This window comes from Butyrivibrio sp. DSM 10294 (genome assembly GCF_028539135.1).
In the GTDB taxonomy this organism is placed as follows: domain Bacteria; phylum Bacillota; class Clostridia; order Lachnospirales; family Lachnospiraceae; genus Butyrivibrio.
This window is the reverse complement of record NZ_JANSWL010000087.1, coordinates 346,879-371,699: the sequence shown is the minus strand read 5'-3', so window position 1 is coordinate 371,699 and position 24,821 is coordinate 346,879. Positions and strand designations below refer to the sequence as shown.

At 45.9% G+C, this 24,821-nt stretch carries 17 protein-coding genes, 7 tRNA genes and 1 riboswitch; of the genes, 22 read left to right on the top strand and 2 right to left on the bottom strand.

The genetic code is table 11. The features are described from left to right. Nucleotides 1-5: 5 nt before the first annotated feature. The 13 genes from NXH67_RS15500 to NXH67_RS15440 all read left to right on the top strand — a co-directional run bounded on the left by NXH67_RS15500 (nucleotide 6) and on the right by NXH67_RS15440 (nucleotide 6,137). Complete coding sequence (locus tag NXH67_RS15500; protein ID WP_272797968.1) at nucleotides 6-512, top strand: metallophosphoesterase; 507 nt, start codon at nucleotides 6-8, stop codon at nucleotides 510-512. Between the two features lie 96 nt (nucleotides 513-608). After that, a tRNA-Pro gene (locus NXH67_RS15495) sits at nucleotides 609-683 on the top strand. Between the two features lie 27 nt (nucleotides 684-710). After that, a tRNA-Gly gene (locus NXH67_RS15490) sits at nucleotides 711-781 on the top strand. A gap of 38 nt (nucleotides 782-819) precedes the next feature. Next, a tRNA-Arg gene (locus NXH67_RS15485) sits at nucleotides 820-893 on the top strand. Nucleotides 894-973: 80 nt separating this feature from the next. Beyond that, a tRNA-His gene (locus NXH67_RS15480) sits at nucleotides 974-1,047 on the top strand. A 40-nt stretch (nucleotides 1,048-1,087) separates the two neighbouring features. Continuing rightward, nucleotides 1,088-1,159: transfer RNA gene (locus NXH67_RS15475), tRNA-Gln, on the top strand. A 52-nt stretch (nucleotides 1,160-1,211) separates the two neighbouring features. After that, a tRNA-Lys gene (locus tag NXH67_RS15470) sits at nucleotides 1,212-1,284 on the top strand. A gap of 428 nt (nucleotides 1,285-1,712) precedes the next feature. Then, nucleotides 1,713-2,213: a hypothetical protein gene (locus tag NXH67_RS15465; protein WP_155830744.1), complete on the top strand. Its 501-nt coding sequence runs from the start codon at nucleotides 1,713-1,715 to the stop codon at nucleotides 2,211-2,213. Nucleotides 2,214-2,305: 92 nt separating this feature from the next. Beyond that, nucleotides 2,306-2,385: transfer RNA gene (locus NXH67_RS15460), tRNA-Leu, on the top strand. 160 nt (nucleotides 2,386-2,545) lie between these two features. Next, nucleotides 2,546-3,223 carry a TIGR00266 family protein gene (locus NXH67_RS15455; RefSeq protein ID WP_272797967.1) on the top strand — a complete coding sequence of 226 codons (678 nt, stop codon included), beginning with the start codon at nucleotides 2,546-2,548 and terminating at the stop codon, nucleotides 3,221-3,223. A 109-nt stretch (nucleotides 3,224-3,332) separates the two neighbouring features. Further along, nucleotides 3,333-4,211: a mechanosensitive ion channel family protein gene (locus NXH67_RS15450; protein ID WP_272797966.1), complete on the top strand. Its 879-nt coding sequence runs from the start codon at nucleotides 3,333-3,335 to the stop codon at nucleotides 4,209-4,211. Nucleotides 4,212-4,331: 120 nt separating this feature from the next. Then, nucleotides 4,332-4,733: a hypothetical protein gene (locus NXH67_RS15445; RefSeq protein ID WP_272797965.1), complete on the top strand. Its 402-nt coding sequence runs from the start codon at nucleotides 4,332-4,334 to the stop codon at nucleotides 4,731-4,733. A 27-nt stretch (nucleotides 4,734-4,760) separates the two neighbouring features. Then, on the top strand, nucleotides 4,761-6,137 hold the full coding sequence (locus NXH67_RS15440) for an MATE family efflux transporter (RefSeq protein WP_272797964.1): 1,377 nt from the start codon (nucleotides 4,761-4,763) through the stop codon (nucleotides 6,135-6,137). A 174-nt stretch (nucleotides 6,138-6,311) separates the two neighbouring features. Here the strand turns inward: NXH67_RS15440 and NXH67_RS15435 are convergent, their stop codons facing one another. After that, nucleotides 6,312-9,083 carry a transglycosylase domain-containing protein gene (locus NXH67_RS15435; RefSeq protein WP_272797963.1) on the bottom strand — a complete coding sequence of 924 codons (2,772 nt, stop codon included), beginning with the start codon at nucleotides 9,081-9,083 and terminating at the stop codon, nucleotides 6,312-6,314. Between the two features lie 315 nt (nucleotides 9,084-9,398). On the opposite strand from NXH67_RS15435, the gene NXH67_RS15430 reads away from it, so the two are divergent. Further along, a complete protein-coding gene (locus NXH67_RS15430) occupies nucleotides 9,399-10,031 on the top strand; it encodes a YigZ family protein (RefSeq protein ID WP_272797962.1) in 633 nt (210 codons plus the stop codon). 429 nt (nucleotides 10,032-10,460) lie between these two features. Here the strand turns inward: NXH67_RS15430 and typA are convergent, their stop codons facing one another. Continuing rightward, complete coding sequence (gene typA / locus NXH67_RS15425; RefSeq protein WP_022777620.1) at nucleotides 10,461-12,299, bottom strand: translational GTPase TypA; 1,839 nt, start codon at nucleotides 12,297-12,299, stop codon at nucleotides 10,461-10,463. A 174-nt stretch (nucleotides 12,300-12,473) separates the two neighbouring features. On the opposite strand from typA, the gene NXH67_RS15420 reads away from it, so the two are divergent. From NXH67_RS15420 to NXH67_RS15385, 8 genes are all read left to right on the top strand, one after another. Then, on the top strand, nucleotides 12,474-15,497 hold the full coding sequence (locus tag NXH67_RS15420; RefSeq protein WP_272797961.1) for a TIR domain-containing protein: 3,024 nt from the start codon (nucleotides 12,474-12,476) through the stop codon (nucleotides 15,495-15,497). 29 nt (nucleotides 15,498-15,526) lie between these two features. Then, nucleotides 15,527-18,544 carry a toll/interleukin-1 receptor domain-containing protein gene (locus NXH67_RS15415; protein ID WP_272797960.1) on the top strand — a complete coding sequence of 1,006 codons (3,018 nt, stop codon included), beginning with the start codon at nucleotides 15,527-15,529 and terminating at the stop codon, nucleotides 18,542-18,544. An 83-nt stretch (nucleotides 18,545-18,627) separates the two neighbouring features. After that, nucleotides 18,628-20,196, top strand: a complete 1,569-nt coding sequence (locus NXH67_RS15410) for a hypothetical protein (protein ID WP_272797959.1) — start codon at nucleotides 18,628-18,630, stop codon at nucleotides 20,194-20,196. An 88-nt stretch (nucleotides 20,197-20,284) separates the two neighbouring features. Then, nucleotides 20,285-20,460: riboswitch (Lysine riboswitch) on the top strand. Nucleotides 20,461-20,565: 105 nt separating this feature from the next. Beyond that, nucleotides 20,566-21,450, top strand: a complete 885-nt coding sequence (dapA, locus tag NXH67_RS15405) for a 4-hydroxy-tetrahydrodipicolinate synthase (RefSeq protein ID WP_272797958.1) — start codon at nucleotides 20,566-20,568, stop codon at nucleotides 21,448-21,450. A gap of 49 nt (nucleotides 21,451-21,499) precedes the next feature. After that, nucleotides 21,500-22,255, top strand: a complete 756-nt coding sequence (gene dapB / locus NXH67_RS15400) for a 4-hydroxy-tetrahydrodipicolinate reductase (protein WP_272797957.1) — start codon at nucleotides 21,500-21,502, stop codon at nucleotides 22,253-22,255. 156 nt (nucleotides 22,256-22,411) lie between these two features. Further along, nucleotides 22,412-23,185, top strand: coding sequence for a phosphoribosylformimino-5-aminoimidazole carboxamide ribotide isomerase (hisA, locus tag NXH67_RS15395; RefSeq protein ID WP_272797956.1), 774 nt, complete (start codon nucleotides 22,412-22,414; stop codon nucleotides 23,183-23,185). 216 nt (nucleotides 23,186-23,401) lie between these two features. Further along, on the top strand, nucleotides 23,402-24,184 hold the full coding sequence (locus NXH67_RS15390; RefSeq protein ID WP_272797955.1) for a murein hydrolase activator EnvC family protein: 783 nt from the start codon (nucleotides 23,402-23,404) through the stop codon (nucleotides 24,182-24,184). Nucleotides 24,185-24,202: 18 nt separating this feature from the next. Further along, on the top strand, nucleotides 24,203-24,709 hold the full coding sequence (locus NXH67_RS15385) for a bactofilin family protein (RefSeq protein WP_022777612.1): 507 nt from the start codon (nucleotides 24,203-24,205) through the stop codon (nucleotides 24,707-24,709). The last annotated feature ends 112 nt before the right edge of the window (nucleotides 24,710-24,821 follow it).

Sequence of the window (24,821 nt, the reverse complement as noted above, 5' to 3'; positions counted from 1 at the left end):
TTTGTATGTATAGGACAGATGGGGAAGTAATGCACAAGTTTTTGGTTGTTAGCGATAATCACGGTAAAGAAGAGAATTTTTACGATCTACTGGACATAGAGGCGCCGCTTGACGGAATCATCCACTGCGGCGATTTCGAGGGCACAGAGGGGAAATTCGCAATAGCTGCGGATTGCCCCGTTTATTTCGTTGCCGGCAACAATGATTTTTTCTCGAGACTTAAGAGGGAGATTGAGTTTGAACTCTGCGGTCACAAGGCCTTTCTGACTCACGGACATCACTATATGGTTTCCATGGATCTGGAGAATATCAGATGTGAAGGTGTAGTCAGAGGAGCAGATATAATTTTCTTCGGACACACTCACAAACCTATTGCCAAAAAAATCGGAGATCAGTATATTTTTAATCCCGGGAGTTTGTCTTATCCGAGGCAGGAGGGACGAAGACCCAGTTATTTAGTGCTTTTCATCGAAGACGACGGTGAGATAAAATACGAAATTAAGTACTTATAAAAACGTGAAAAAATTTTTGAAAAGTGTGTTGACAACCATGGATTTTTCGTTATATAATATCTCTTGCGTTACGGCTTAAGGCTTTAGCAAACGCTTCGGGGTGTGGCTCAGCTTGGCTAGAGCACCTGCTTTGGGAGCAGGGGGTCGCAGGTTCGAATCCTGTCACCCCGACGAGAGTCGATAACGAGAATAGCATATGCGGGTGTAGTTCAATGGTAGAACACTAGCCTTCCAAGCTAGATACGTGGGTTCGATTCCCATCACCCGCTCTCGTCTGAGAATTATCTTTGACGTATTTATCTATCCTGTGTCCGTAGCTCAGCTGGATAGAGCAACGGCCTTCTAAGCCGTGGGTCGGGGGTTCGAATCCCTTCGGGCACATTTGAAATGGGGATGCACTTAAGAGGCATTTCAGTGCATGACCCATTTTTTATATGAGTGAAGTCTCTTCACGTAATGTGGTGGCTATAGCGTAGTTGGTTAACGCGCCAGATTGTGGTTCTGGAGACCGAGGGTTCGAGTCCCTCTAGCCACCCTTGATTTTTATCAATTTATTTATTACAGTAGTTATATAGTGGGCTATCGCCAAGCGGTAAGGCACAGCACTTTGACTGCTGCATACGACGGTTCGAATCCGGCTAGCCCAGTTTTGGTGTGACGGATAGAAGCACCGCAGATTTGTTATTATCATATTGTTATGGGATACTAGCTCAGTCGGTAGAGCACTTGACTTTTAATCAAGTTGTCGGGGGTTCGATTCCCCCGTGTCTCATTAAGAAGAATCGCTTAATCATATGATTGGGCGATTTTTTTTGCGTGCAAAAGATAAGGCGTTCTAACTTGCGCTTTTTTCTGACGAATGGCACTTGAAATCGGACGAATGACACTTTATGCCGGTATCTTCGGGTGATAGAATAACAAAGACTAATAAATCGGGGGTGTTATTGTGAGTTATTTTAGTATAAAACCTGACTCATTAAAGGGCAGTGTCAATAATTTTATTGAGACTGCTGAGAGCCTTAATACATTAGCAAAAGAAGTTCATGACTGTTGAAGAGATGATGGAAACGTTGAAGAAATATGATAAAAAATACAGGTGCACTATGTCAGGCGGCGGTCCAAGCGCAGGTGGTGAAGTTGACTGGGATACACAGCCGGCATAAGCTATAATAATTCCTGTATCTACCGGAGGAAGTCAAAGTGAAAAAAGGGTATATTATTGCTGCCGCCATATTGGCGTTATTGATTATTGTTGGAGGAATTACAGTTATGAACAGAGACAGGAGTGTTCCTGAGAGAAATCCGGATGCAGCCGGCGAGGAACTGATCGATTACTTTGAGACCTATAATGAGATTCAGATAAGGGATATAGCAGTATCTGCAGAGGGAAATGTCAAACCTCAGGATGATACGGAAGAGTATGCATATATCTGTATCGAAATCGACAAGAAGGATATCAAGGTGATGAAGCAGAGGTTCAAGGAAGCGGGCATCAGAGAATGTGAGTACGACGATGACGAAGAAAACGGAGTCTGGCTTCCTGCCGCTTTTACCCATGAACTGGCTGAGAGGATCCATGGCGAGAAGGTTGCGGCATGGTATCAGATTTTTCATTCCGGCCAAATTGCTATGACAAGGGATGTTCACTTCTATATTACCAAGGATTCTTCCGGCAGGGCCTATGTTTATATGTTTGGATGATGTTGTGAAAATTTTGATCTGACCCCGTGAGTATAGGTGACAAGAGGATTAAATTGATGTATAATCTACTCTTGTACTGAGCATATGCTCATGCGGGTGTGGCGGAATTGGCAGACGCGCTGGATTTAGGTTCCAGTGGGCGACCGTGCAGGTTCAAGTCCTGTCACCCGCAGTATTAAAAAGCTTTCCATGAATCAATTGGAAGGCTTTTTTATTTTGCACACATATGAACGAATTATTGTATAATAATGAGGAGGTTGTAGGCAATTTAAAAATTCAAGAAGTACAGATTTTTTTGTAACCCATAAACAATTTAATTAGGAGGGTAATATATGAATTGTGAAATCAAAGGCGGAAATTTCCCGGTAGCTATCTGTGATATGGCAGCAGGGGAAGCTCTCATGTGTGAAACAGGAGCAATGTCCTGGATGAACGGCGGGATTAAGATGGAGACCAGTACCGGCGGCGGACTTGGCAAGATGTTGGGACGTGCATTTTCAGGTGAGTCTCTTTTCATGAACCGCTATGTAGCTGAGAGCGCAGGAATACTTGCAATTGGCGCATGCTCACCCGGTGAGATCCGTAAGGTCGATATTACAGGAAAGCCCATCGTAGTTCAGAAGGGGTCATTTCTTGCAATGGATGAGGGAGTTAACCTTGATATCTTCTTCCAGAAGAAGATCGGTTCAGGTCTGTTTGGTGGTGAAGGCTTCATCATGAACAAACTTTCCGGAAACGGCTCTGTTCTTCTTGAAATCGACGGCGGAGCAGTTGAGTATGATCTTGCTGCAGGCGAGAAGATGACAATTGATACCGGATACCTTGTAATGATGGATGAGACCTGCTCAATCGACATCGTTATGATCAAGGGCGTTGGAAACATCCTCTTCGGCGGCGAAGGTCTCTTCAATACAGTAGTTACAGGCCCCGGTCATATTATCCTCCAGACACAGCCTCTTACACAGTTTGTATCCAGGCTTGCTGTGATGCTTCAGGCTGTTAAGAAGTGATACTAATTTAGCAGCATAGAAATGGGAGCGCAGACAATAATGAAATAGTTTATTCTGTGCTCCCTTCTTTTATCATTTGTAATCGTTACCTTTCGGGAAGGAGAGAATCATGAGTGACCCCTATATCATATTATTAGATGCGGTGAAGGATGTACTGGGAAACGTGGACTTAAATAAAGTGATATTGATCGGTATCATTGCTGGGGCTATACTGCTCATTTTGTACATAGGATTCTTTTTCCTGCTCCTTAAGATTAAGAAAATAGTATTTGCAACGCTGGAGAAGAAGAAAGGCAAAAGCCTGACTCTTCAGTTCATAGAAAAAACTCTTACATTTGCACTTATTGTTATCTTTGTTGTGCTGCCTCTTGGCGGTAAACAGATTGCCAGGTCTCTACTTGGCAGTACTGCAGTTGTGGCAGCGGTTGTTGGTTTTGCAGCCCAGGAAGCAGTAAAAAACATGTTTGCGGGACTTCAGATAAGTATCTACAAGCCCTTCGATGTGGGCTCCCGCGTAGAATTCGCTGACGGGACCACAGGAGTTATAGAGTCCCTGAATCTAAGGCACGTTGTGGTGAGCCTCTTAGACACCACCAAGGCCATAATCCCCAATAGCAGTGCCAATTCAATGAAAGTCATAAGCTACAGTTACGGCGAAGTTCCAAGGTCCGCAACCTTCAAATTCCCCGTCAGCTATGACTGCGACATTGACAAGGCAAAAGAGATAATCCGTAAGACTATCTGCGATTGTCCTCTTACCATTAATGAGGATAAGTACGATGAGAAGGTTCCCAACAGCAGATGTGTCTATTTCCTGTCCCTTGAGGACAGCGCCCTTATTATGGGAGCCACAGTTCGCTTCCCGTCATACGTCAGAAGCGAAGTAATTAAGGATGAGATCAATACCTCAGTGTTCAAGGCCCTTAAGGACGGCTGCATTGAGATTCCATATAACAAGATTGACGTAAATATCCAGGAAAAGAAGTAAAGGAAAAAAGCATAAGAACCTTCCACTGTCATACCCTTGTCATTCACCTGTGGTATGTTTATAATGTTAGTTGCTCACCTGTCTATTGTGGGCATCACATTATACAAGGAGTGTGTGAAAATGGGGAATTGGGGTGAAAATGTAGATTACGAGGCCAAGGGACTCAAGGAATACGAAGGCCGTTTTACATTGAATTTTAAGAAGATATACATGGACGTGGATGAGATATCCCAGAGAACACTGGAGGTTACCGACAAGCATCCCAAGGATTCGCTTATGAAGCTGTGGCTTGGAGCCATGATCGGGACTTTCTGCTTTGCGCTGTTTACCTATCAGGTTCTGGCGGTGGTTACTTTGCCTTTTATCTGCTTCTACTTCATGGCACTACTTAGAATTGGCAAGTGCTGGAAGGGCTTTAAGTACAACGTTGGAACTTACTGGGCCATGACCATTCCGGGACTGGCGGTTATGATTGTGGGAGGTCTTTTCCTGCAGCAGGTTCTTCTTAAGGTTATTCCGTAAACGTTCCTTTGAGATATAGAGGAAGCAATGTTTTTATCAAAGAGTAATACCAATGAAAATAGCATAACCGAGGGCGTCATCTGGAAGAGCATGCTCTCATATTTTGGAGCGCTCCTTCTGGGGGCGTTCTTTCAGCAGTTTTATAATACAGTGGATGCCGTTATCGTGGGAAGGGCTGTAGGAAGCGATGCGCTGGCCGCCGTTGGTGGATCTGCCGCCATGGTGACCAGTCTTTTTGTGGGCTTTTTTATGGGACTGTCTTCGGGAGCCACGGTGGTAATAGCCCAGTTCTTCGGGGCTAAGTCCCGGAAAGAAGTTAGCAAGGCGGTACACACTGCCATAGCAATTGCCCTTGCGGGAGGCGCTGTTATTACCCTTGTAGGCTTCCTGATTTCCTCCTGGATCATAGGGGTGATGAAAACCCCTGTTGAGACCGTGGAAGCCTCCACAATCTATCTTAAAATCTATTTTGCGGGCATGATTCCCAACCTTGTCTACAACATGGGTGCGGGTATCTTAAGGGCCGTGGGAGACTCCAAAAGGCCTCTGTACGTACTGATCGTCAGCTGCTTTGCAAATATCATTCTTGACGTATTTTTTGTCATCGTTCTAGGCATGGGCAAAATGGGCATTACTTACGGCGTTATCGGCGTTGCTGTTGCCACAGTGCTGTGTCAGCTCATCAGCGCGGTCATCATTATTGTGATGCTTATGCGAAGTACCGACTGCTACAAGTTTGAGTTTAAAAAACTTGGCTTTGACCCTTCAATGGTCTCAAGGATAATCAGAATCGGTCTTCCTGCGGGCATTCAGACCACCATGTACACTCTGTCCAATATCCTGATCCAGTCCTCAATAAATGAGTTTGGCAAGGATGCCGCAGCGGCCTGGGCTGCCTACGGTAAGATAGATGTTCTGTTCTGGATGACCATCAGCTCCCTTGGAACGTCAGTTACCACCTTTGTGGGACAGAACTTTGGCGCCGGCAAGTATGACAGAGTTCACAAGAGCACAAGGCAGGCGGCGCTGATTGCATTGATCATTACGATACCGCTCAGTGTTATTTTGTATTTTTATGGAAAAGGTTTCCTGTACATATTCGTGGACAATAAGAATGTTATAGATATCGGCGTTCAGATGATCAAGTATCTGGCACCATTCTATGTGACTTATATCGGAGTTGAGATCTTCTCCGGAACTCTAAGAGGCATGGGAACAGCTCTGGTGCCGATGTTTATTACGTTAAGTGGTATATGCCTTCTTCGTGTCAGCTGGATACTGATAGCATTTCCACTTAATCGCACGATCGAGACGGTGGAGGCGAGTTATCCGATCACGTGGATAACGACGTCGGTGCTGTTTGCTATTTATTATGTAATTTATACCCGGAAGCATAAGATTTGATGAGAGATAGGGGACGGGAGATGACAAGGGGACGGCTGTGAGTCAATGGGGACGGTTTTTATACCAATGGGGACGGTTCTGTTGGTATAAAAACCGTCCCCATTGACTCGCAACCGTCCAAAAAAAGAAGAGATGTCTATGAGGTGACATCTCTTCTTTTTAAGTTCGTCTAAATCAACCTCCCGGCGAAGGTGCAGGTGCCGGCTGTTCGGGCTGAGCCGGTGCAGGAGCTGCGGGCTGCTCGGTAGCTGCCGGTTGCTCTGCAGGTGCTGCCGGCTGTTCAGGTTGAGGAGCAGCTGCAGGCTGCTCTCCGTTTGCGGCAGCAGCGGCTGCCTTGGCTGCCTGTTCGCCCTGGATTATTCCTTCAATTCCGGGCTGTGACATGAATTCCGGTGTGTGGTGACACTGATTCAGAACCGTGGTCACATTGCCATTCTCATCGGTGACGGTGGTGTAAGCCGAGTTGGTTGGCGTATAGTTAACAAATCCTGACTGAAGCGCTGCCGGAACCTCCGGTGTCAGCTCAAAGACACCGCTGGTCTTGCAAGGGCAGTTCTCTGTTGCGGGGATGCCGTCTATCGCGCACATAACTCCGCCGTAGTGTACGTTACAGCTCTCTGTGGGAACGGTTCCCTCTTCGAAGTATTCCGAATAAAGTGTTCCGTCGCAAAGGCCTGCAATAGGCTGTTTGCCTGATCTTGAACATACTGTTGCGCTTACGATGCCGCTTGGCATTGTAAAGGATGAATAAGGAAGGTCGGCGTGAACCTGCTCCATAACCTTTCTCCAAAGGGTCTTGGCAAGATTCTTTTCCGCTGTGTCCTTCATGTTTACATTGTTGTCGTAGCCGGCCCAGGTTGTTGCTGTGTAATAGTTGGTGTAACCTGCGAACCATACATCGACGTAATCGGAGGTTGTACCTGTTTTACCAGCAATGGCTGTTGTTCCGAAGTTGACGGAAGCGCCGGTTCCTGAAGTTGCAACGTCCTGCATTGCACTTGTTAACAGGAATGCTGTGGTTTCCTTGAGTACTCGCTTACTCTCTGCTTCGGTGTTGTCCAGGATGACATTGCCGTCGTGGTCAACGATCTTGGTGTAGAGCTTGGGCTTGATGTAAACACCGCCGTTGGCGATAGAAGCGTAGGCTGCGTTAAGCTCATAGTTCTTAACACCCTTGGTCAGTCCGCCCAGAGCAGTTGACTGCTGGATATCTGAGAAGACTTTGCCGTTAATAACTTCATTTTCAACAAGGGTTGAGAAACCAAAGTTCTTGAGGTAGTCAAAGCCAAGCTGAGGATTGATAAGGGTAAGTGCCTCAACGGCAATTACGTTCATGGAATCCTTGATGGCTGTTCTTACATTGTTAAGTCCTCTGTACTCTGAGCCCCACCAGTTTCTAACCAGTGTGCCATCGGAGTAAGCAAAAGGAGCATCATTAAATACTGTCGCAAGTGTCAGACCTGCGCTGTCGATACCCGGCGCATAGGTTGACAGAATCTTAAAGGTTGAACCGGGCTGTCTGTAGGAATCTGTAGCTCTGTTCAGGGTTCTTGAAGCTGTCTTGGCACCTCTTCCACCTACCATGGCTACGATATAACCGGTGGACTGCTCCTCAACGGTGATGGAAACCTGAGGCTGCGGAAGGAGATTGATGGTCTCGCCTATAACAGTGTCGCCTTCGTTCATGACAACTGACTTGTACTCTTCGATAGCTTCATTAGCTGCATCGTGGGAGTCGAAGATCATGTTGAAGTTCTTCTGGCTCTGCTTGAAATAAGCTGTAAACATCTCGGAGCTGTGATTGGTCACGGTTCCGTCGGAAGCCTGTACCGAAAGCTTGTAATCAAGAAGATACTTGGTACTTGCAGGATAGTTGTCTTCGTTCTGATATACATCATCACAGATCTTCTGAATGCGGGGGTTCTGAGTTGAGTAGATCTTAAGACCGCCGCTGTAAAGAAGTGTGTAGGCCTGTGTCTCGTTGTAACCTGCTGAAATAAGGTCGTCAAGAACATCATTGGTAAGGGCATCAACAAAGTAGGAGTTGATGGTGTTGTCGCCACCTGTCTCCTGGTTAATGGTCTGGATACGGGAGTAAACATCATCAGCAACGGCCTTGTCATACTCAATCTGTGTGATGTAGTTATGCTTGAGCATGTTGCCGAGAACCTTGTTTCTTCTCTCCATATTCTTTTCCGGATGAGTGATCGGGTTGAAACGGCTGGGGTTCTGAGTGATAGCCGCGATTACCGCACATTCCGAAAGTGACAGGTCGCTGCAGGACTTGTTGAAATAACGAAGTGAAGCAGCCTGAACACCAAGGGTGTTGGAACCAAGGTTGATGGTGTTCATATAGTTAAGGAGAATGTCCTCCTTGCTCATGTTCTTCTCAAGCTGGATAGCCAGGTACTGCTCCTGGATCTTACGCTTAACACTCTGGAGCTTACTCTCGTTGGTCCATCCGGAAAAGACGTTGTTCTTAAGGAGCTGCTGTGTAATGGTACTGGCACCCTGTGAAAACTCACCGGAGGAAAGACCTACGAATCCGGCACGGATGATACCCTGAATATCGATACCGTTGTGCTCATAGAAACGCTCATCCTCGATGGCAACGAAGGCGTGGGACAGGTTCTCCGGGATCATATCCTTGGTAACAGGAATACGGTTGGAGTCTGTGGATACCAGCTTGGCGATCTGATTGCCGTCGGTGTCGTATACAAAGGTGGAGAAACCTGTAGGTGTTACGTTTATGTTAGTGATGTCAGGAGCTGTGTCTATGATGCCCTTAAATACACCAATTCCTGCACTGGAACCTATGATGACCAGTCCGATTATCGATGCCAGGACAAGGTAGAAACCGAAGAGACTCAGCTTCTTTCCCCATTTGTCGGTACCGGAATTCATGGCTCTTGCCTGCTTCACGATACCCCTTTTTCCATAGTTCATATATAAAACCTCGCTTTTAGTCCATTTTAACCTACCAATTATACCACATCCCCCGAGGTTGTGCCACCCGGGAGGTTTTTGCTGCCCGGAACATAAGAGGGTGAAGGAGGACGGGAGCCCCAGCGCAGACCGAAATGGACCGCAGTGATAAAAATTCCGCCATCAATTTCCTTTTATGTTAGGACAGAGCAAAGGCATTCGATGGTGACACAACATGGATGTGGTTCTTCTTTTTCAAGGGTGGCGTACGGTAGCCAATACAATTACCTCATGTTAAGATAGACCATATAAGAATTGATAAAAGGTGATTGAATAATGGGAAAATTGGAATCCTATAAAGTAATAACTAAAAACGGCAGCGGGGAGATAGTAGAGAAGAAGTCCCGCTTTATTGCTAACGTCTTCTCAGTGGAATCCCAGGAAGAGGCAGAGCAGAAGATTGCGGAGATATCCAAGAAATACTGGGATGCAAGACATAACTGCTATGCATTTGTGATCGGGGAAAACAGTGAGAACACCAGATGCAGTGATAACGGAGAACCTTCGGGAACCGCAGGCAAGCCTATATTGGAAGTGATCACCGGAGCAGGAATCACCAACGTCCTGGTAATCGTGACCAGATACTTTGGCGGCGTTCTCCTTGGAACCGGCGGACTTGTCAGAGCCTACACTCAGGCTGCTCAGGCAGGGCTTGCAGCCAGTGAAGTGGGAGAGAAGGTCTATTCTCAGAAGCTCACCCTTAAGGTAGGCTACAACATGATAAACAACGTCCAATATTATCTTAATCAGAACGAAATCCCCATCGCAGATTCCCGCTACGAAGCTGACGTAGAATTCGACATCTGCGTCCGTGAAGCAGACATCACCAGGATCACCGATGGCCTCACCCAGAAATGTGAAGGTCAGATTACCATTACCCAGGGTGATAAAGGATATTATCTGATCTGAATGTGAGGGAGATCATGTGCTGAGAACAGGACGCCAGAAATCATTCAAACAGAATATACGTGTATGCGTATCGGAGGTGCAGCACGCAGTAGTAAGCAGAAGCGCACCATGCGTGTTCGTTCAGCCTAAAACTTGACGGGATTGTGATACAATGGCACTTCTGGTAGAAGAATTTCTTTTCTCAAGTGCTCATAAGCTGTTTATTAAGATGATTTATACACGCCTGCTGGTATTTACTTGCAATATGCGTGCTTTTCGGGGCTTTTCCTATACCGATATTTTGATAATCATAGTATTTTTAGGGGAATTATTGAGGATTTCGAGGGAGTAGTATCTGTGACTGAAGTATCAATCGGAGAGTACACTGATACCGTAATAAAGGGAACAGCCCTAAGGCATTTGTCTGCCTTAGGGCGTCCGGGATAAATATTACTTTGCGTTATTTTTGAAATTAGCTCTCTTTCTGAGAGTAGGATCAAGAATTCTCTTACGGATTCTAAGTGATGTAGGTGTTACCTCAAGGAGCTCGTCGTTATCGATGAACTCGATGCACTGCTCCAGTGACATGATACGAGGTGGAACAAGACGAAGAGCTTCATCTGAGGAAGAAGTTCTCGTGTTGGTGAGGTGCTTGGTCTTGCAGACATTAACCTCAACGTCCTCGCTCTTTCCGCTGGTTCCGATAACCATTCCGGAGTAAACCTTGTCACCGGTCTTGATGAAGAGCTGTCCACGGTCCTGAGCATTGAAGAGGCCGTAAGCTGTAGCTTCGCCGCTCTCGAATGCGATTACGGAACCGGTCTTTCTATAGTTCATATCTCCCTTGTAAGGAGCATATCCGTCAAAAATAGTATTGATGATACCGTTACCCTTGGTATCTGTCATGAACTCACCTCTGTAACCGATAAGTCCACGGGAAGGAATGTTGAACTCGATACGTGTATAGCCGCCGTTACCTGCGCCCATGTTTACAAGCTCACCCTTTCTCTCACCAAGCTTCTGGATAACGCTTCCTGAGAATTCATCAGGAACATCGATGTAGCACTTCTCCATAGGCTCAAGCTTGTGGCCCTGCTCGTCTGTGTGGTAGATAACCTCAGCCTTACTTACTGCGAACTCAAAGCCCTCACGACGCATGGTCTCGATAAGAACTGACAGGTGAAGCTCACCACGTCCTGATACCTTGAAGGTCTCTGTTGTATCTGTATCCTCAACACGAAGAGAAACGTCGGTGTTAAGCTCTCTGTAGAGTCTGTCACGAAGGTGTCTTGATGTTACGTACTTACCTTCCTGACCTGCAAGAGGAGAGTCATTAACGATAAAGTTCATAGAAATTGTAGGCTCAGAGATCTTCTGGAAAGGAATAGCAACCTGATTGTCAACTGAGCAAAGTGTATCACCGATCTTAAGGTCCTCGATACCTGAAATAGCAACGATAGAACCGATCTTGGCCTCCTGAACCTCAACTCTTCCAAGTCCGTCGTACTCATAGAGCTTACCGATCTTGGTCTTGATGCGGCGCTCAGGCTCATGGTGGTTAACTACAATAACCTCCTGGTTAACCTTAACAACACCGTTGTCTACCTTACCTACACCGATACGTCCAACGTACTCGTTGTAGTCGATTGTGCTGATAAGTACCTGTGTGCTGGAATCAGGATCGCCTACAGGAGCAGGAATGTAGTTGATGATTGTATCAAGAAGGGGCTTCATATCTGTGCCCTGCTCATCAACGCTAAGTGAAGAAGTTCCTGCCTTGGCTGATGCAAATACGAAAGGACAATCAAGCTGGTTGTCATCTGCTCCAAGGTCCATAAGAAGCTCGAGAACTTCGTCGATAACTTCATTAGGTCTTGCCTCGGGTCTGTCGATCTTGTTAACGCATACGATAACGGGAAGACCAAGATCCATAGCCTTACCAAGAACGAACTTGGTCTGAGGCATGGGGCCTTCAAAAGCGTCAACAACAAGGATAACGCCGTTAACCATCTTCAGAACTCGCTCAACCTCTCCACCGAAATCTGCGTGGCCGGGAGTATCGATGATATTGATCTTGATATCCTTATATGTGATAGCAGTATTCTTGGACATGATAGTAATACCACGCTCACGCTCGATATCGCCGGAGTCCATTACACGCTCAACAACGTCCTGACCCTGACGGAAAACACCGCTCTGGCGAAGAAGTCCGTCAACGAGGGTAGTCTTACCATGGTCAACGTGGGCAATAATAGCAACGTTTCTTACATCATTTCTTGTCTGCTTCATAAATTATTTCTCCTATTAATATGTAAAAAAATCCATCTGTTTTCAAACTAATGTAGTATAGCACGCACTTTTTTATAGTTCAATAAAAAATCAGTAAAAGTATTGTAATAAAAGTTTACATTTTTGTGCAAATCTTATAAGATGGAGTCGCACTTTTGCATTGGGAGAAAAGGTATGAAATATGATGCATTTATAAGCTACAGACACCTTCCGAGGGATATGTATGTAGCCAAGGGGGTACACAAAGCGCTGGAGACTGCCAAAATTCCCAAAAAGATTCAGCAGCTTACAGGCAAAAAGAAGATTCAGAGAGTATTCAGAGACCAGGATGAGCTTCCCATCGGAAGCGACCTTGGTGAAAAAATAGAAGCGGCTCTTCGTGAGTCCGAGTATCTTATTGTTATCTGTACGCCACAGACCAAAGAGTCTGCCTGGGTCATGAAGGAGATAGATACCTTTATATCACTCAGGGGAAGAAATCATGTTCTGGCAGTTCTTGCAGAGGGGGAGCCGGAGGAGTCTTTTCCGCCGCAGCTTCTGTCCGATGCTCTAGGCAATCCCAGAGAACCTCTTGCCGCAGATGTCAGAGGTTATTCCAAAGGAGATATTGCAAATAAGATCAAAACCGAAAGCCTTCGCCTTGCGGCGTCAATCCTTGGCTGCGACTATGACGACTTAAGACAGCGCCACAAAGAGCGAGTTGTTAAAAGAAATATGAGAATCGCCGTGGCTGTAGCTGCTCTTGGTGTGGCTTTTGGCCTGTACAGTGCCTGGAACCTGGCCAGAATAAACGAGAATTACAGGGAGATGCTTATCGTGGAATCAGCGACACTCGCCGAAAAATCAACAAATATCCTTGAAAGCGGTGACAGAAAAACTGCAGCTAAGATAGCTATGGCAGGGCTTCCCGGATTCGGGGGTGACAGGCCCTATGTATCAACTGCGGCATATTCTCTTTCTATGGCCTTAGGAACCTATGATATTGGGGAAGAGCTCAGTTATGACAGAGTTCTTCAGCACGACGTGCAAGTCGAGGATTTTGACTACGATCCCGACACCGGTTATGTGGTCTCATATACGGAGACTGACGAGGTCTATATGTGGGATACCGCTAGCGGGGAGCTTTTGTGTCAGGTGAAGCCTGAGTTTGGAGATGGCTATGCGGAGATAATTCTTGATGTACGCAGCTACAATTCCACTGCTGTTGTGGTTACGGATTACAGTCTCTGTGCATATGACAAAGAAGGCAATAAGTTGTATGATGTTCCGCTTAATATGGGGACCATAGAAGGTATGTTTGCAGGGGTAGATTTTTCCCAGACCGGAGAAAGAGTAGTGGTAACTACCAGTGAGAGGCTGGCAGTCTATGATACCGCTACCGGTGAGCAGATAGATGCTTACGCACCTGTTGAAGAAGGGGATTATCAGAATCAGGTACTTTTATTTGGAAATGATATCGTCGCTGTGGTATGTAAAGATGATAATGATCATCGATGTGTTGCAATATTCCTTCTGGATATGGGCTATATGGTTGTTGAACCCAAATATGACTATATTCTTGCCATGAATTTTACTACAGACGGACAATTCTGGACCTGCAGTATGCCGGAGGAGGATTACAAAACTTATGTATCCAAACCCATGACTGTTGAGAAGTTTGATGTGGATACCTGTCAACAGATTTTTGAAAAAGAGTATATGTTTGACAATTCGACTAAGTACAGCATCGGGTGCAAGATCAATTCGAGGAAGTACACTGTTGACGGCAAGGAATACTCAGAAGTGATGCTGGTAGCCGGCAAGACCTTTTACCTTCTTGATCAGCAAAACGGTGAACTTATCGGCAAATATTCTCCCGACAGTGAGATCACCGGAGTTGTGTATGACAAGGACAGCAGCGATGTGGGTATCGGAACCCTGCTTGGAACTTACATTGTCTTGGATGGCAAAACCGGAATTGCTTATGACAAGAATATTACAGAGATAAAAGCCGGAATACTGGATCTGCGCTTCAGTGACGGCCTTTTGATAGTAAGAAGCTACAAGAACAGAAATCTGTTCCTGCTGACGCAGAGAGCCGGCAAGGATTCGCTTGTTTTGGAAAAAAATGAGGATCCCCGCGATGACTACAGCTCTTATATTTCTGAGAGCCCTGACGGAAAAAAGTTCTGTATATACTATCCTTCCGATGATATGGAGGAGATGTCCAATCCTGAGATTACCGTATATGATACGGAGAGCGGGGATAAACTGGCATCCTTCAAAGCTAAGGACTGCTATGGCAGTCAGGCATATTTTACAGATGACGATACCATAGTCGTTCCCGGTCAGGATGGAATCATAAGCTATTATTCCATAAGCAGTGACAAACATGAGCAAATACGAGCAATTCCTGATCCTGTCATGGAGGAATCATATTTTTCCAATAATGGACTCTATATGGCTGAGGTCGAGAAGTATGGTGGGCGTCTTGCTATTGTGGATGTCTGCAGCAAAAAGGTTGTGTCCGATCAGACAATTGCAGAATGGGACGAGTATGATAATGCACCGGGATTATATGCGGAATTTACCGGAGATGCTAAAAGCTTATTCTATATTTCCAACAATAACCGTTTTTGCAAAGCAAATGTGGAAAAGGGTACCGTGGAGGAAATTCTGCAGGATTTCGAAGTGAGATGCTTTTGGTTGAGCACTGATGATAAATATCTGCTGGTGGGATGCAAGGATGGGATGCTCAGGGTGTGCGATGCTGATACCTGTAAGGTCCTGGAGGTTGTTGATTGCGATATGGAGAGCGACTGCTTTGTCGATGTTTCCGAAGATGGATCCAAGCTCTATATGCAGGGAAGGGATCTGTATATTAAGATCTATGATCTGAAGACCCACGAATATGTTTATGAAGCGTATTCCGTATGTAAGGAGGTCAGGAAGTTCAAGGAGGATACAGAGAACAGACGACTGGTCTTTATCAATACGGATGGCATGATAATACTGGATATGGATTCATACAATTATTTCATTCAATGTGAACATGGAAAAGCTTACCTTCATAACGGCGAATACATAATTGCAAATACCAGAAGAATCCTGCGCAGATTCAAAGTCAGGTCAGTGGATGAACTGATACAGGATGCCAAAGAAGAGTATGGAGACTGCACCTTGACGGAGCGCGAAAAAAGGAGATACGGCGTTCGCTGATTTCCCTGAACCCGGAGAAGAGATTGAGTATGAAATATGATGCGTTTATAAGCTACAGACACCTTGAGAAGGACATGTTTGTGGCAAAGGGGATACACAGAGCTCTGGAGACCGCCGGAATTCCGAGAAAGATTCGGAAGCTTACGGGAAAAAAGAGAGTTCAGCGAGTGTTCAGAGACCAGGAGGAGCTTCCTATTGGGAGCGATCTTGGTGAAAATATTGAGGCAGCCCTCAGGGAGTCTGAGTTTCTGGTGGTTATCTGCACGCCGCAGACTAAAGAGTCTGCCTGGGTCATGAAGGAGATCGACACCTTCATCGCACTTCACGGCAGAGAAAATGTGCTGGCGGTTCTGGCAGAAGGAGAGCCCGAGGACTCTTTTCCCCATCAGATAATGACCGATGATTTCGGTAATCCGGTGGAGCCGCTGGCAGCAGACGTGAGGGGAGAGAACTACAGAGAGATAAGGCACAAGATTAAGAGCGAGAGCCTTCGCCTTGTGGCTGCAATTCTGGGAGTTGACTACGAGGACCTGAGACGGCGAAGAAGAGAGCGTGTGATGAGAAGGATGGTTTTGGCCGCCGCAGCCGTGGCACTGGCCGGAACAGCCTTTGGCGCCTACAATGCCTACAATCTCAACAGGATTAACGAGAACTACAGACAAAAGCTTATTAACGAGTCCAGGGTCCTTGCCAAGACTTCCGCAGAGGTTCTTGCGGAAGGAGACAGGAAGACTGCGGCACTGATAGCAATGGAGGGACTTCCCAAGGAGGACGATGACAGGCCCCTTGTGGCGGATGCTGAGGTTGCACTTGCCAATGCTCTGGACTGCTATAGCCTTGGACATGAACTGACTACCGACAGACTTCTTAAGCATAAAGCGACGGTTGTAAAGTGTGCGATTAACGCTGAAGGAACTTATATCGCCAGTTATGATGCGTATTACAATTATTATATCTGGGATGCCCGAACCGGAGAAAAGCTGGTAGAGGGTGCCATCATTGAAAAAACGGATGATAATAATAGTGACAGGCAGAAAATCCTTGGTGTTGGAATAAGGGGGAATACAGCCTATTTTGTGGCGGCAAACGAACTTCTTGCCATAGACGCAGATGGTAATGAAGTATATAAGGTTTCTTTTAGAAAAGAAAACTATAGGGCATGTTTTGACATAGCGTACAAATTGGTGGCTGTGAGCTCCTATGACATAATAAGTGTTTATGACACAAGCACAGGAATACTCGTTGGGGAAAAGGGTCGCGGAACCGGTAATTTTTTTGATTTTGAGATGGCGTTTTCAGAGGATTGCCGTCAGGTTGCCATAGTTTATCAGGATACTAACATGGTGGCCGAAATAGACATAGAGACCGACGAAAAAAGAGACCTTACAATCTGGGGCAACATGGTTGTGGCTATTGGTTATACCGATGACGGCGGACTTGTTGTTGCAAGTATCATGAAATCCTCTTATTACGATCAGGATCCTGCCCCCATGATGGTTCAGAGATTTGACGAGGATAGCAGCGAACCTGTTTTTGAAAAAGAGTATACCTTCTACAATGATAATTCATATGCCTGTGATTATTGGCGCATAGTATCAAGGAATTTTTCGGATGATGAAGGTACTCACGATCAGATCCTTATTGCGGCGGGCAAGTCCTTATATACGTTGGACCTTCACACGGGAGAGCTTATTAACAGATACACTGTTCCTGAGAGTTATATAACGAAAATGATGTACTTCCCTGAGAATGAGAATGCTTTTGTATGTACTTACAACGGAAATCTGTATTTGTTCAATGCGGAAACAGAGGCAACTTCAGAGGAAAATGCCGGGAACGTGGGAAAACGTATTGTTCAACTTGAAATTGCAGGTGGTCAATATGTTTCTACCAGTATTAATTCTCCAGATATCAGAATACTTAATATCAGAGCGGATAAGGCTATAGAAGATGTGGATAGTGTCAGAATCGGTTCTCTCAGTCTTGGGGCCAGTCCCGATGAGAGCACCTATTTATGCGCTGTGAGCTATAAGGAAGGGTTAGATGATGACAATAATCTCGTAGAAATTACTCTGTATGATTCCGAGACGGATAAAAAACTTGACAGTTTTACTGCGCATGGTGTTCGGCATGAAGATGTTTTTTATGCTGATGAAGATACGATTATGTTTACAGGAGCTTCCGGTGCTTTTGGCTGGTATACGATAAGCACAGGAGAACTTCATGAAACGAACCTGGATACAGATAATTATTATTGGGAAAATGCAGTTTCTCCCGGACATAAGTACCATTTTTTTTATGCCACATTTGATGGCGTCATGCTTGTTGACCTGTCAGAGAAAAAGAAACTGATTGAAGGAACAATGGTTTTGCCGGGGCGTATAAACGGTGCTGTGGTTTGCGATGATAAGAGAGTGTTTATCAGTACGATAAACGGGTGGCTGTACAGTTTGGATCCGGACACTCTTGAAACAACATTGCTGGAAAAAAATTTACATATTGGCGGAGTAGATAATAATATAAAACTAAGCAGTGATGAGAAATATCTCCTTCTCTGCTGCAGCGATGGAATGGTAAGACTGTATGATATAGAAAACAAAACTGTAGTTGAGGAAATAGAGTTTTATCCGGATAGCGTTTCGAGTTCTTTTGGTATTTCATCGGATGACTCCATGATATTTTTGTATGGAGATGATTCGTACTTCAGAATCTTTGACCGTAATACCCATGATTTCATGGTTGAAATGAGCGCGTCACGTGTGACCGAAACCGGTATGGAAGAATATACGCAGAAGAATGAACTTGCTTTTGGTTACTATAACGGCATGTATATCTTTGATCTTGACAACTATAGCTTGCTTGGAAAGTTCCCCGGTGGTGCAACCTATATTTCCAAGTACAATAAAGTGATCATCTATGAGTCGGGAGGAAAGCTTCGGAAAGTCAGGAGAAGGACCTATGAAGAATTGATCGAGGAAGCCAAAGAGCAGTTCGGCGAAGACGCAGCCCTTACCCCTGCCCAGAAGCGTAAGTACAATATCGGCTGATCTATGCTATTATTGTATCGTCGGGTTAATAGTTAAGACCGATCATAGAAATAACAGAAATGATATGACGTGTGGGAGTTTATATGACACAGATTAAAAAGAATACTATTTTAAGAGCGAATACCATAGTCCTGGCAGTTGCCGTTTTGGTGGCATTTCTTCAGGCTAATCCCGTAACCTCAGTGGCTGCGGGAGCGCCCATTCAGCCCCAGGTGGCTATGCTGATCCTTGTGGGAGTCCTTAGTATCAGCGCTGCAATATGGCAGATAAGCCGGAAGAAAACAGACAGCGAGGGTCTAATTCTCTGGAGCATATGGTTTGGAATGCTGATGAGGGCAGGATATGTTCTTTTCCATGACATTCATACACTGCAGAATGACGACGGAACCTATACCGGTTTTGGCACCGAAATGATAAATAACGGACATATCGGCTACATTGAATACATCTATAAGTTCTTCCATCTGCCGGATATGAACCCTTATGATCACTTCGGATACTATCATCCGCCGCTTCACCATATCATCGAGGCAATCTGGATGACGGTGCAGAGACTCCTTGGAGTAGATGAGGCTCTTGCTTTTGAAAACCTTCAGGTTCCGACGCTTATCTATTCAGGACTGTGCATGGTGGTTATGCTCTGCATTTTGCTGGAGAGCGGGATCAAGAAGGATTATCTGCCCCTGGGACTTGCGCTTTTTGCCTTCCATCCCAGAATGATGGTGCTGGGCGGCTCAGTCAATAACGATATCCTGGCGCTGCTTCTGCTCCTTGCGACAATATGGCGCACGCTCGTATGGATCCGCAACAAGACTTTCGGTAACATAATTCTGATCGCTCTTTCCCTGGGCTTTGGAATGATCAGTAAGCTCAATACTGCCATCTGCGCATTCTCGATAGCACTTATTTTCCTGATGCATTTCATCTCCCTGATCAGATCCGGGGACAAAAAAGCTGTGGGAAATGCCTTTTTACAGTACGTGGTATTCGGCGTTATCTCCATCCCGATAGGTCTTTCTTATATCGTGAGAAACCTGGTGCTCTTCGGAGAAAAGCCAGGAATCCCTTCACCGGCCCTGATTCCCAACGAATCAATCATGTACACCGGTGAATATTCAGTCTGGTCCATAATCGGAATTCCATCGATTGCTGAACTCCACGCAGAGTTTCCGTTCCATCCGCTCAGCGCTGCAGCGATCCACAATACTTGGGTTATTCTCTTCCAGACCGGCCTGTTCGCGGAAGGATATCCTATGGGAATCAGTAACAGCCTTCTGGCCTTTGCTCAGATAGCCTATGTGTCTTCCATCATAGCGGGAATCCTGGCAACAATAGTATTTATCACAGGTTATCTGAAAAAGCTGTTTGGTGAGATCAGGGAAAAGAAGCCCGTTCTTCGCACCACTTTTTTGACATTTACCTACATCTTCATGCTGCTTAGTTTCTGCCTGTATGTGTTCAAATATCCTTACACCTGCAGCAGCGACTTCAGATACATGACGGCGTCACTGGTATTTACGTCCCTGGGCATTGTCTATGCCTGTGATGAGATCAAGGGCAAGGTGGGCGCAGCACTTAAATATATCCTGTGCACTTCACTTGCAGCTACGATCGTAGGATCGCTGATTGTATACCTGTTCTGGGGAATATGATTGCAATTACTGTGAAGGTTAAAGGAAAATGTGCGGATGGCTTGACAGGTCCTTGACAAGCGTTGTACTATTTATAAAACTGAAAATAACAAGAGATAGAGGTTGCATATTTCAAAGAGTAATTTTGCTGATGCTGTAAGGAGCAGAAGACGCATTATGAAAGGTGAATATGCCGAAAGGTTCAGGAGCCTTAAGTCCTGAATGCTTGGGCATACAGTTAAGAGCTGTATGACTGTCATCGCAAGATGGGGCGCTATCGAAACAGTATTTTTATGCTGTAAATCGGATTACGATAGGCTCATCAGATATTTCTGCTGAGCCTTTTCTTATGGATATTCGAGGTGCCGAAGGCCAAATAAGGAGGAAAACATGGCTATTTTTAAAGGAGCGGGCGTAGCGATCGCCACACCATTTTTTGAGGACGGAAGTGTTAATTACGACGAGTTTGCAAGACTGATCGAGTTCCAGATTGAGAACGGAACAGATGCGATCATCGTCTGCGGAACCACAGGCGAAGCAGCAACCATGTCAGAGGAAGAGCACATGGAGGTTGTTAAGTTCTGTATCGATAAGGTTAACAAGAGAATACCTGTTATCGCAGGTACAGGATCCAACTGCACAGAGACAGCAGTTAAGCTGTCCAAGCAGGCCATGGAGTACGGCGCTGACGGACTTCTTCTTGTAACTCCATATTATAACAAGGCTACACAGGGCGGTCTTATCGCACATTTCGAGGCTGTTGCCAAGGAAGTTGATCTTCCTATCCTTCTGTACAATGTACCCAGCAGAACAGGGTGCAACATCCTTCCCGAGACAGCAGTTAAGCTCTGCCGCGACAACAAGAATATCGTTGGTATCAAGGACGCCACAGGCAATATCGCCCAGACCTCCAAGATGATGCAGCTGGCAGGCGGATGTATTGACCTGTATTCAGGCAATGATGACGAGATCGTTCCTATCATGTCAGTTGGCGGAATCGGAGTTATTTCCGTTCTTTCCAACGTAGCTCCCAGACAGACACATGATATCTGTGCTAAGTGCCTTGAGGGTGATTTCGCAGCTGCAAGAGAGCTTCAGTTCAAGGCGCTTCCCCTTGTAAGCGCACTTTTCTGCGAGGTTAATCCTATTCCTGTTAAGAGCGCACTTAAGATGATCGGCTTTGAGGCAGGTCCTCTTCGTCTTCCTCTTACAGAGATGGAACCCGCTCATCAGGAAGTTCTTAAGGGTGAGATGCAGAAGTACGGACTTATCTGATAGGTTTTTTACCGTTGTTACATAACTTACACAGACAGAGGTGAATATAATGACGAAGATGATAATGCACGGCTGCAACGGCCGTATGGGTCGTGTTATCTGCGACCTGGTTAAAGAGGATAATGATATAGAGGTGGTTGCCGGAGTTGACGCTTATGGCGAGAGCAGCTACAGCTTCCCTGTTTTCAAGAGTCTTGCCGAGTGCAATGTGGATGCGGATGTCATCGTTGATTTCTCCAATGCATCTGCTGTTGACGGACTTCTTGATTACTGCGCCGGCAAGAATATTCCTGTGGTTCTTTGCTCCACCGGACTGTCAGAGGCTCAGCTTGCCAAGGTAAAAGAGACTTCCTCCAAGGTTGCAATCCTTAAATCAGCTAACATGTCTGTTGGCGTTAACGCACTTCTTAAGGTGCTCAAGGAGGTATCTCCTTTGTTCGCAGCAGCAGGCTTTGACATCGAGATAGTTGAGAAGCACCACAATCAGAAGCTCGATGCTCCCAGCGGCACAGCCATTGCCCTTGCTGACAGCATCAACGAGTCTTTGAACAATGAGTATGAATACGTTTATGACAGAAGCACAAGAAGAGAGAAGAGACCTGTCAAGGAGATCGGAATCTCCGCAGTAAGAGGCGGAACCATCGTTGGTGACCACGACGTAATCTTCGCAGGACACGACGAAGTGGTAACTCTTTCTCACAGAGCTTATTCAAGAGCAATCTTTGGTAAAGGCGCCATCACAGCAGCCAAGTTCCTTGCAGGCAAGGGACCGGGCCTTTATGATATGAGCGACGTGCTGGCATAAATGACGCGATGACAAGGGATGAGATGACAAGGGGACGGGATGAGTCAATGGGGACGGTTCTTGCTGACTCACGAAGCGAGTCAGCGAGAACCGTCCCCATTGACTCATCCCGTCCCCTTGTCATCTCCAATCTTAACAACCATCTAGGAGCACAACATGAATTTCAGACCCTGTATCGATATCCACAAAGGAAAAGTAAAACAGATTGTTGGCAGCAGCCTCCGTGATGAAGGAGACACCGCCAAAGACAATTTCGTCTCCTCCAGGGACGCTGTTTTTTATGCCCGAATGTATAGAGAACACGGCCTGACCGGCGGCCACATCATTCTCCTTAACCCGGCGGACAGCCCCTACTATGAGGGCACCAGACGCCAGGCTATAGAGGCGCTGCAAGGAGCTCCCGGAATCCTTCAGATAGGCGGTGGAATAACTGCGGATAATGCGGTGGAGTTTTTAGAAGCCGGTGCCACACATGTAATTGTTACATCCTACGTTTTTAAGAACGGCAAGATCAACTATTCCAACTTAAAGAAACTGGTGGACGCCGTTGGCAAGGATCACATCGTTCTTGACCTCTCCTGCAAAGCCGCCGAGGATGGCTACTACATCGTCACCGACAGATGGCAGAAGATGACGGATGTCAGACTCTGCGAGGAAACCCTGGATGAACTGTCACAGTACTGCGACGAGTTCCTTGTCCACGCCGCTGACGTGGAAGGCAAACAGAACGGCATCGAAGAGAATGTCGCCAAGATTCTTGGCTCCTGGGGCAAGATCCCCATCACCTATGCCGGAGGAGTAAAAGATTTATCCGACATCGAGAAGCTTAAGAAGATTGGAAAAGGAAAAGTAGACGTCACCGTCGGAAGCGCCTTGGATATTTTCGGAGGCCCTCTTAAGATGGAAAATATTATATCGGCATGTCAATAAGTATTAGCTGCTGCGTCAATTCGCGGCAGCTTTTTTTATTTTTTTCAGAATTTTTGTAACCTTTTGTGAGCCCCATTTGTATTAACTATAGAAGGCCTCAAATGAGGTGTGCGGTGAATACATTCTTCTGCCGTAAACGCTACAAACCCAAAACCGGCTGAAATTTGCGTAAATACGGGTGTCTGTGTTAGAATAGGTAGTTAGGCGGAGGTGAATATGAGCGCAAATTCTAAGCCTAGGAAACACAGACACAAAAGACATTATACTTTTATGATAATATCCGGTGATTCGGATGGCTCAACCAGGAGCCTGCACCTTAATCATTTCAAGACACAGTTGATGGCCTACACACTTTTTATCATAGGTGTTGCGATTGTCTGCTACATAATATATTCGGCAATGACGATCAGCTCCTTAAGGCGCCTGCAGGCCGAGCAGAAGGTACAGATTGAGAAGCTTCAGCAGGAGAATACTAATTTAGAGGCTGCCAATTCACAGCTTCAGACAGAGACTCTGCAGCTTAGCGCAGCCATTAACAAGAGACTTGAGGATGAACAGCTCTCTGCGGAAGAAGCAGAGGGACTTGCCATTCCTTCCGGGTTTCCTCTGACAGGTACGGCCTCCATGGTTCCGGCTGCGGACGACCTCACCGCAACAGAGGTCACTGAGATCACCGATGAGAATAAGGATGAAGTATCGGGTAATCCTATTGTTGTTTTTACAGCTGCTGATGGCAGCAGTATCATAGCTTCGGGTACCGGCACTATCACTTCGGTTACCACAGATACCAAGTTTGGCAACTCCGTTACCATCGATCATGGCAATGGATATATATCAATTTATCGTAACGGAAGCGATCCTCTTGTGAGCGAGGGTGCTACCATCGACAAAGGCGATATTATTTTTGTTGTCACCAAGGACAACCTTAAATTGGGCTATCAGATCATGCAGGATGATAAGTTTATCAACCCTGAAGATCTAATTGAAATAGACGGCTAAAAACGGAGGTTACGAAAAATGTTTGGCAAGAAAGAGACAACATTTGATGCATCACTTGAGCAGGTAGGAACAATTATCGGCCAGGGAGCTGTATTGGACGGTCCTCTTACAACCAAAGACTCTACAAGGATTGACGGAACGGTTAAGGGAAATGTTACAATCAGCGGTGCTCTCATCGTGGGCCAGGAGGCCAAGATAGTTGGCACTGTATCAGCACAGAACGTGTACATTGCAGGAGAGGTCAACGGCAATATTTCCGCTCCTCAGGGCAAAATCGAGATTTCCGACACAGGCAAGGTGTATGGGGACGTTACCTGCAAGGGAATCATCATTGACGAGAATGCGGTTTTTGCAGGTAAATGCGATATGACCGGTCTCGACAAGACTTCGGCAGACATTGCCAAGGAGAGGGCAGCTGCAGACAAGGCAGCTTCTGCAGAGAGTAGCGCCGCAGATAACGCTGGTGCCGACACTTCAGACAAGAAGGATGGAGACAAGCACGATAAGAAGGGTAAGAACAAATAATCCCCGTGCAGCGCTTTTTACAAATTTGAAATAACTGTGAATTCAGAGACGTCGTGGTTTACTGCGGCGTCTTTTGTTGTATAATTTCCTTTGTCTTTATTTATATGTAAAA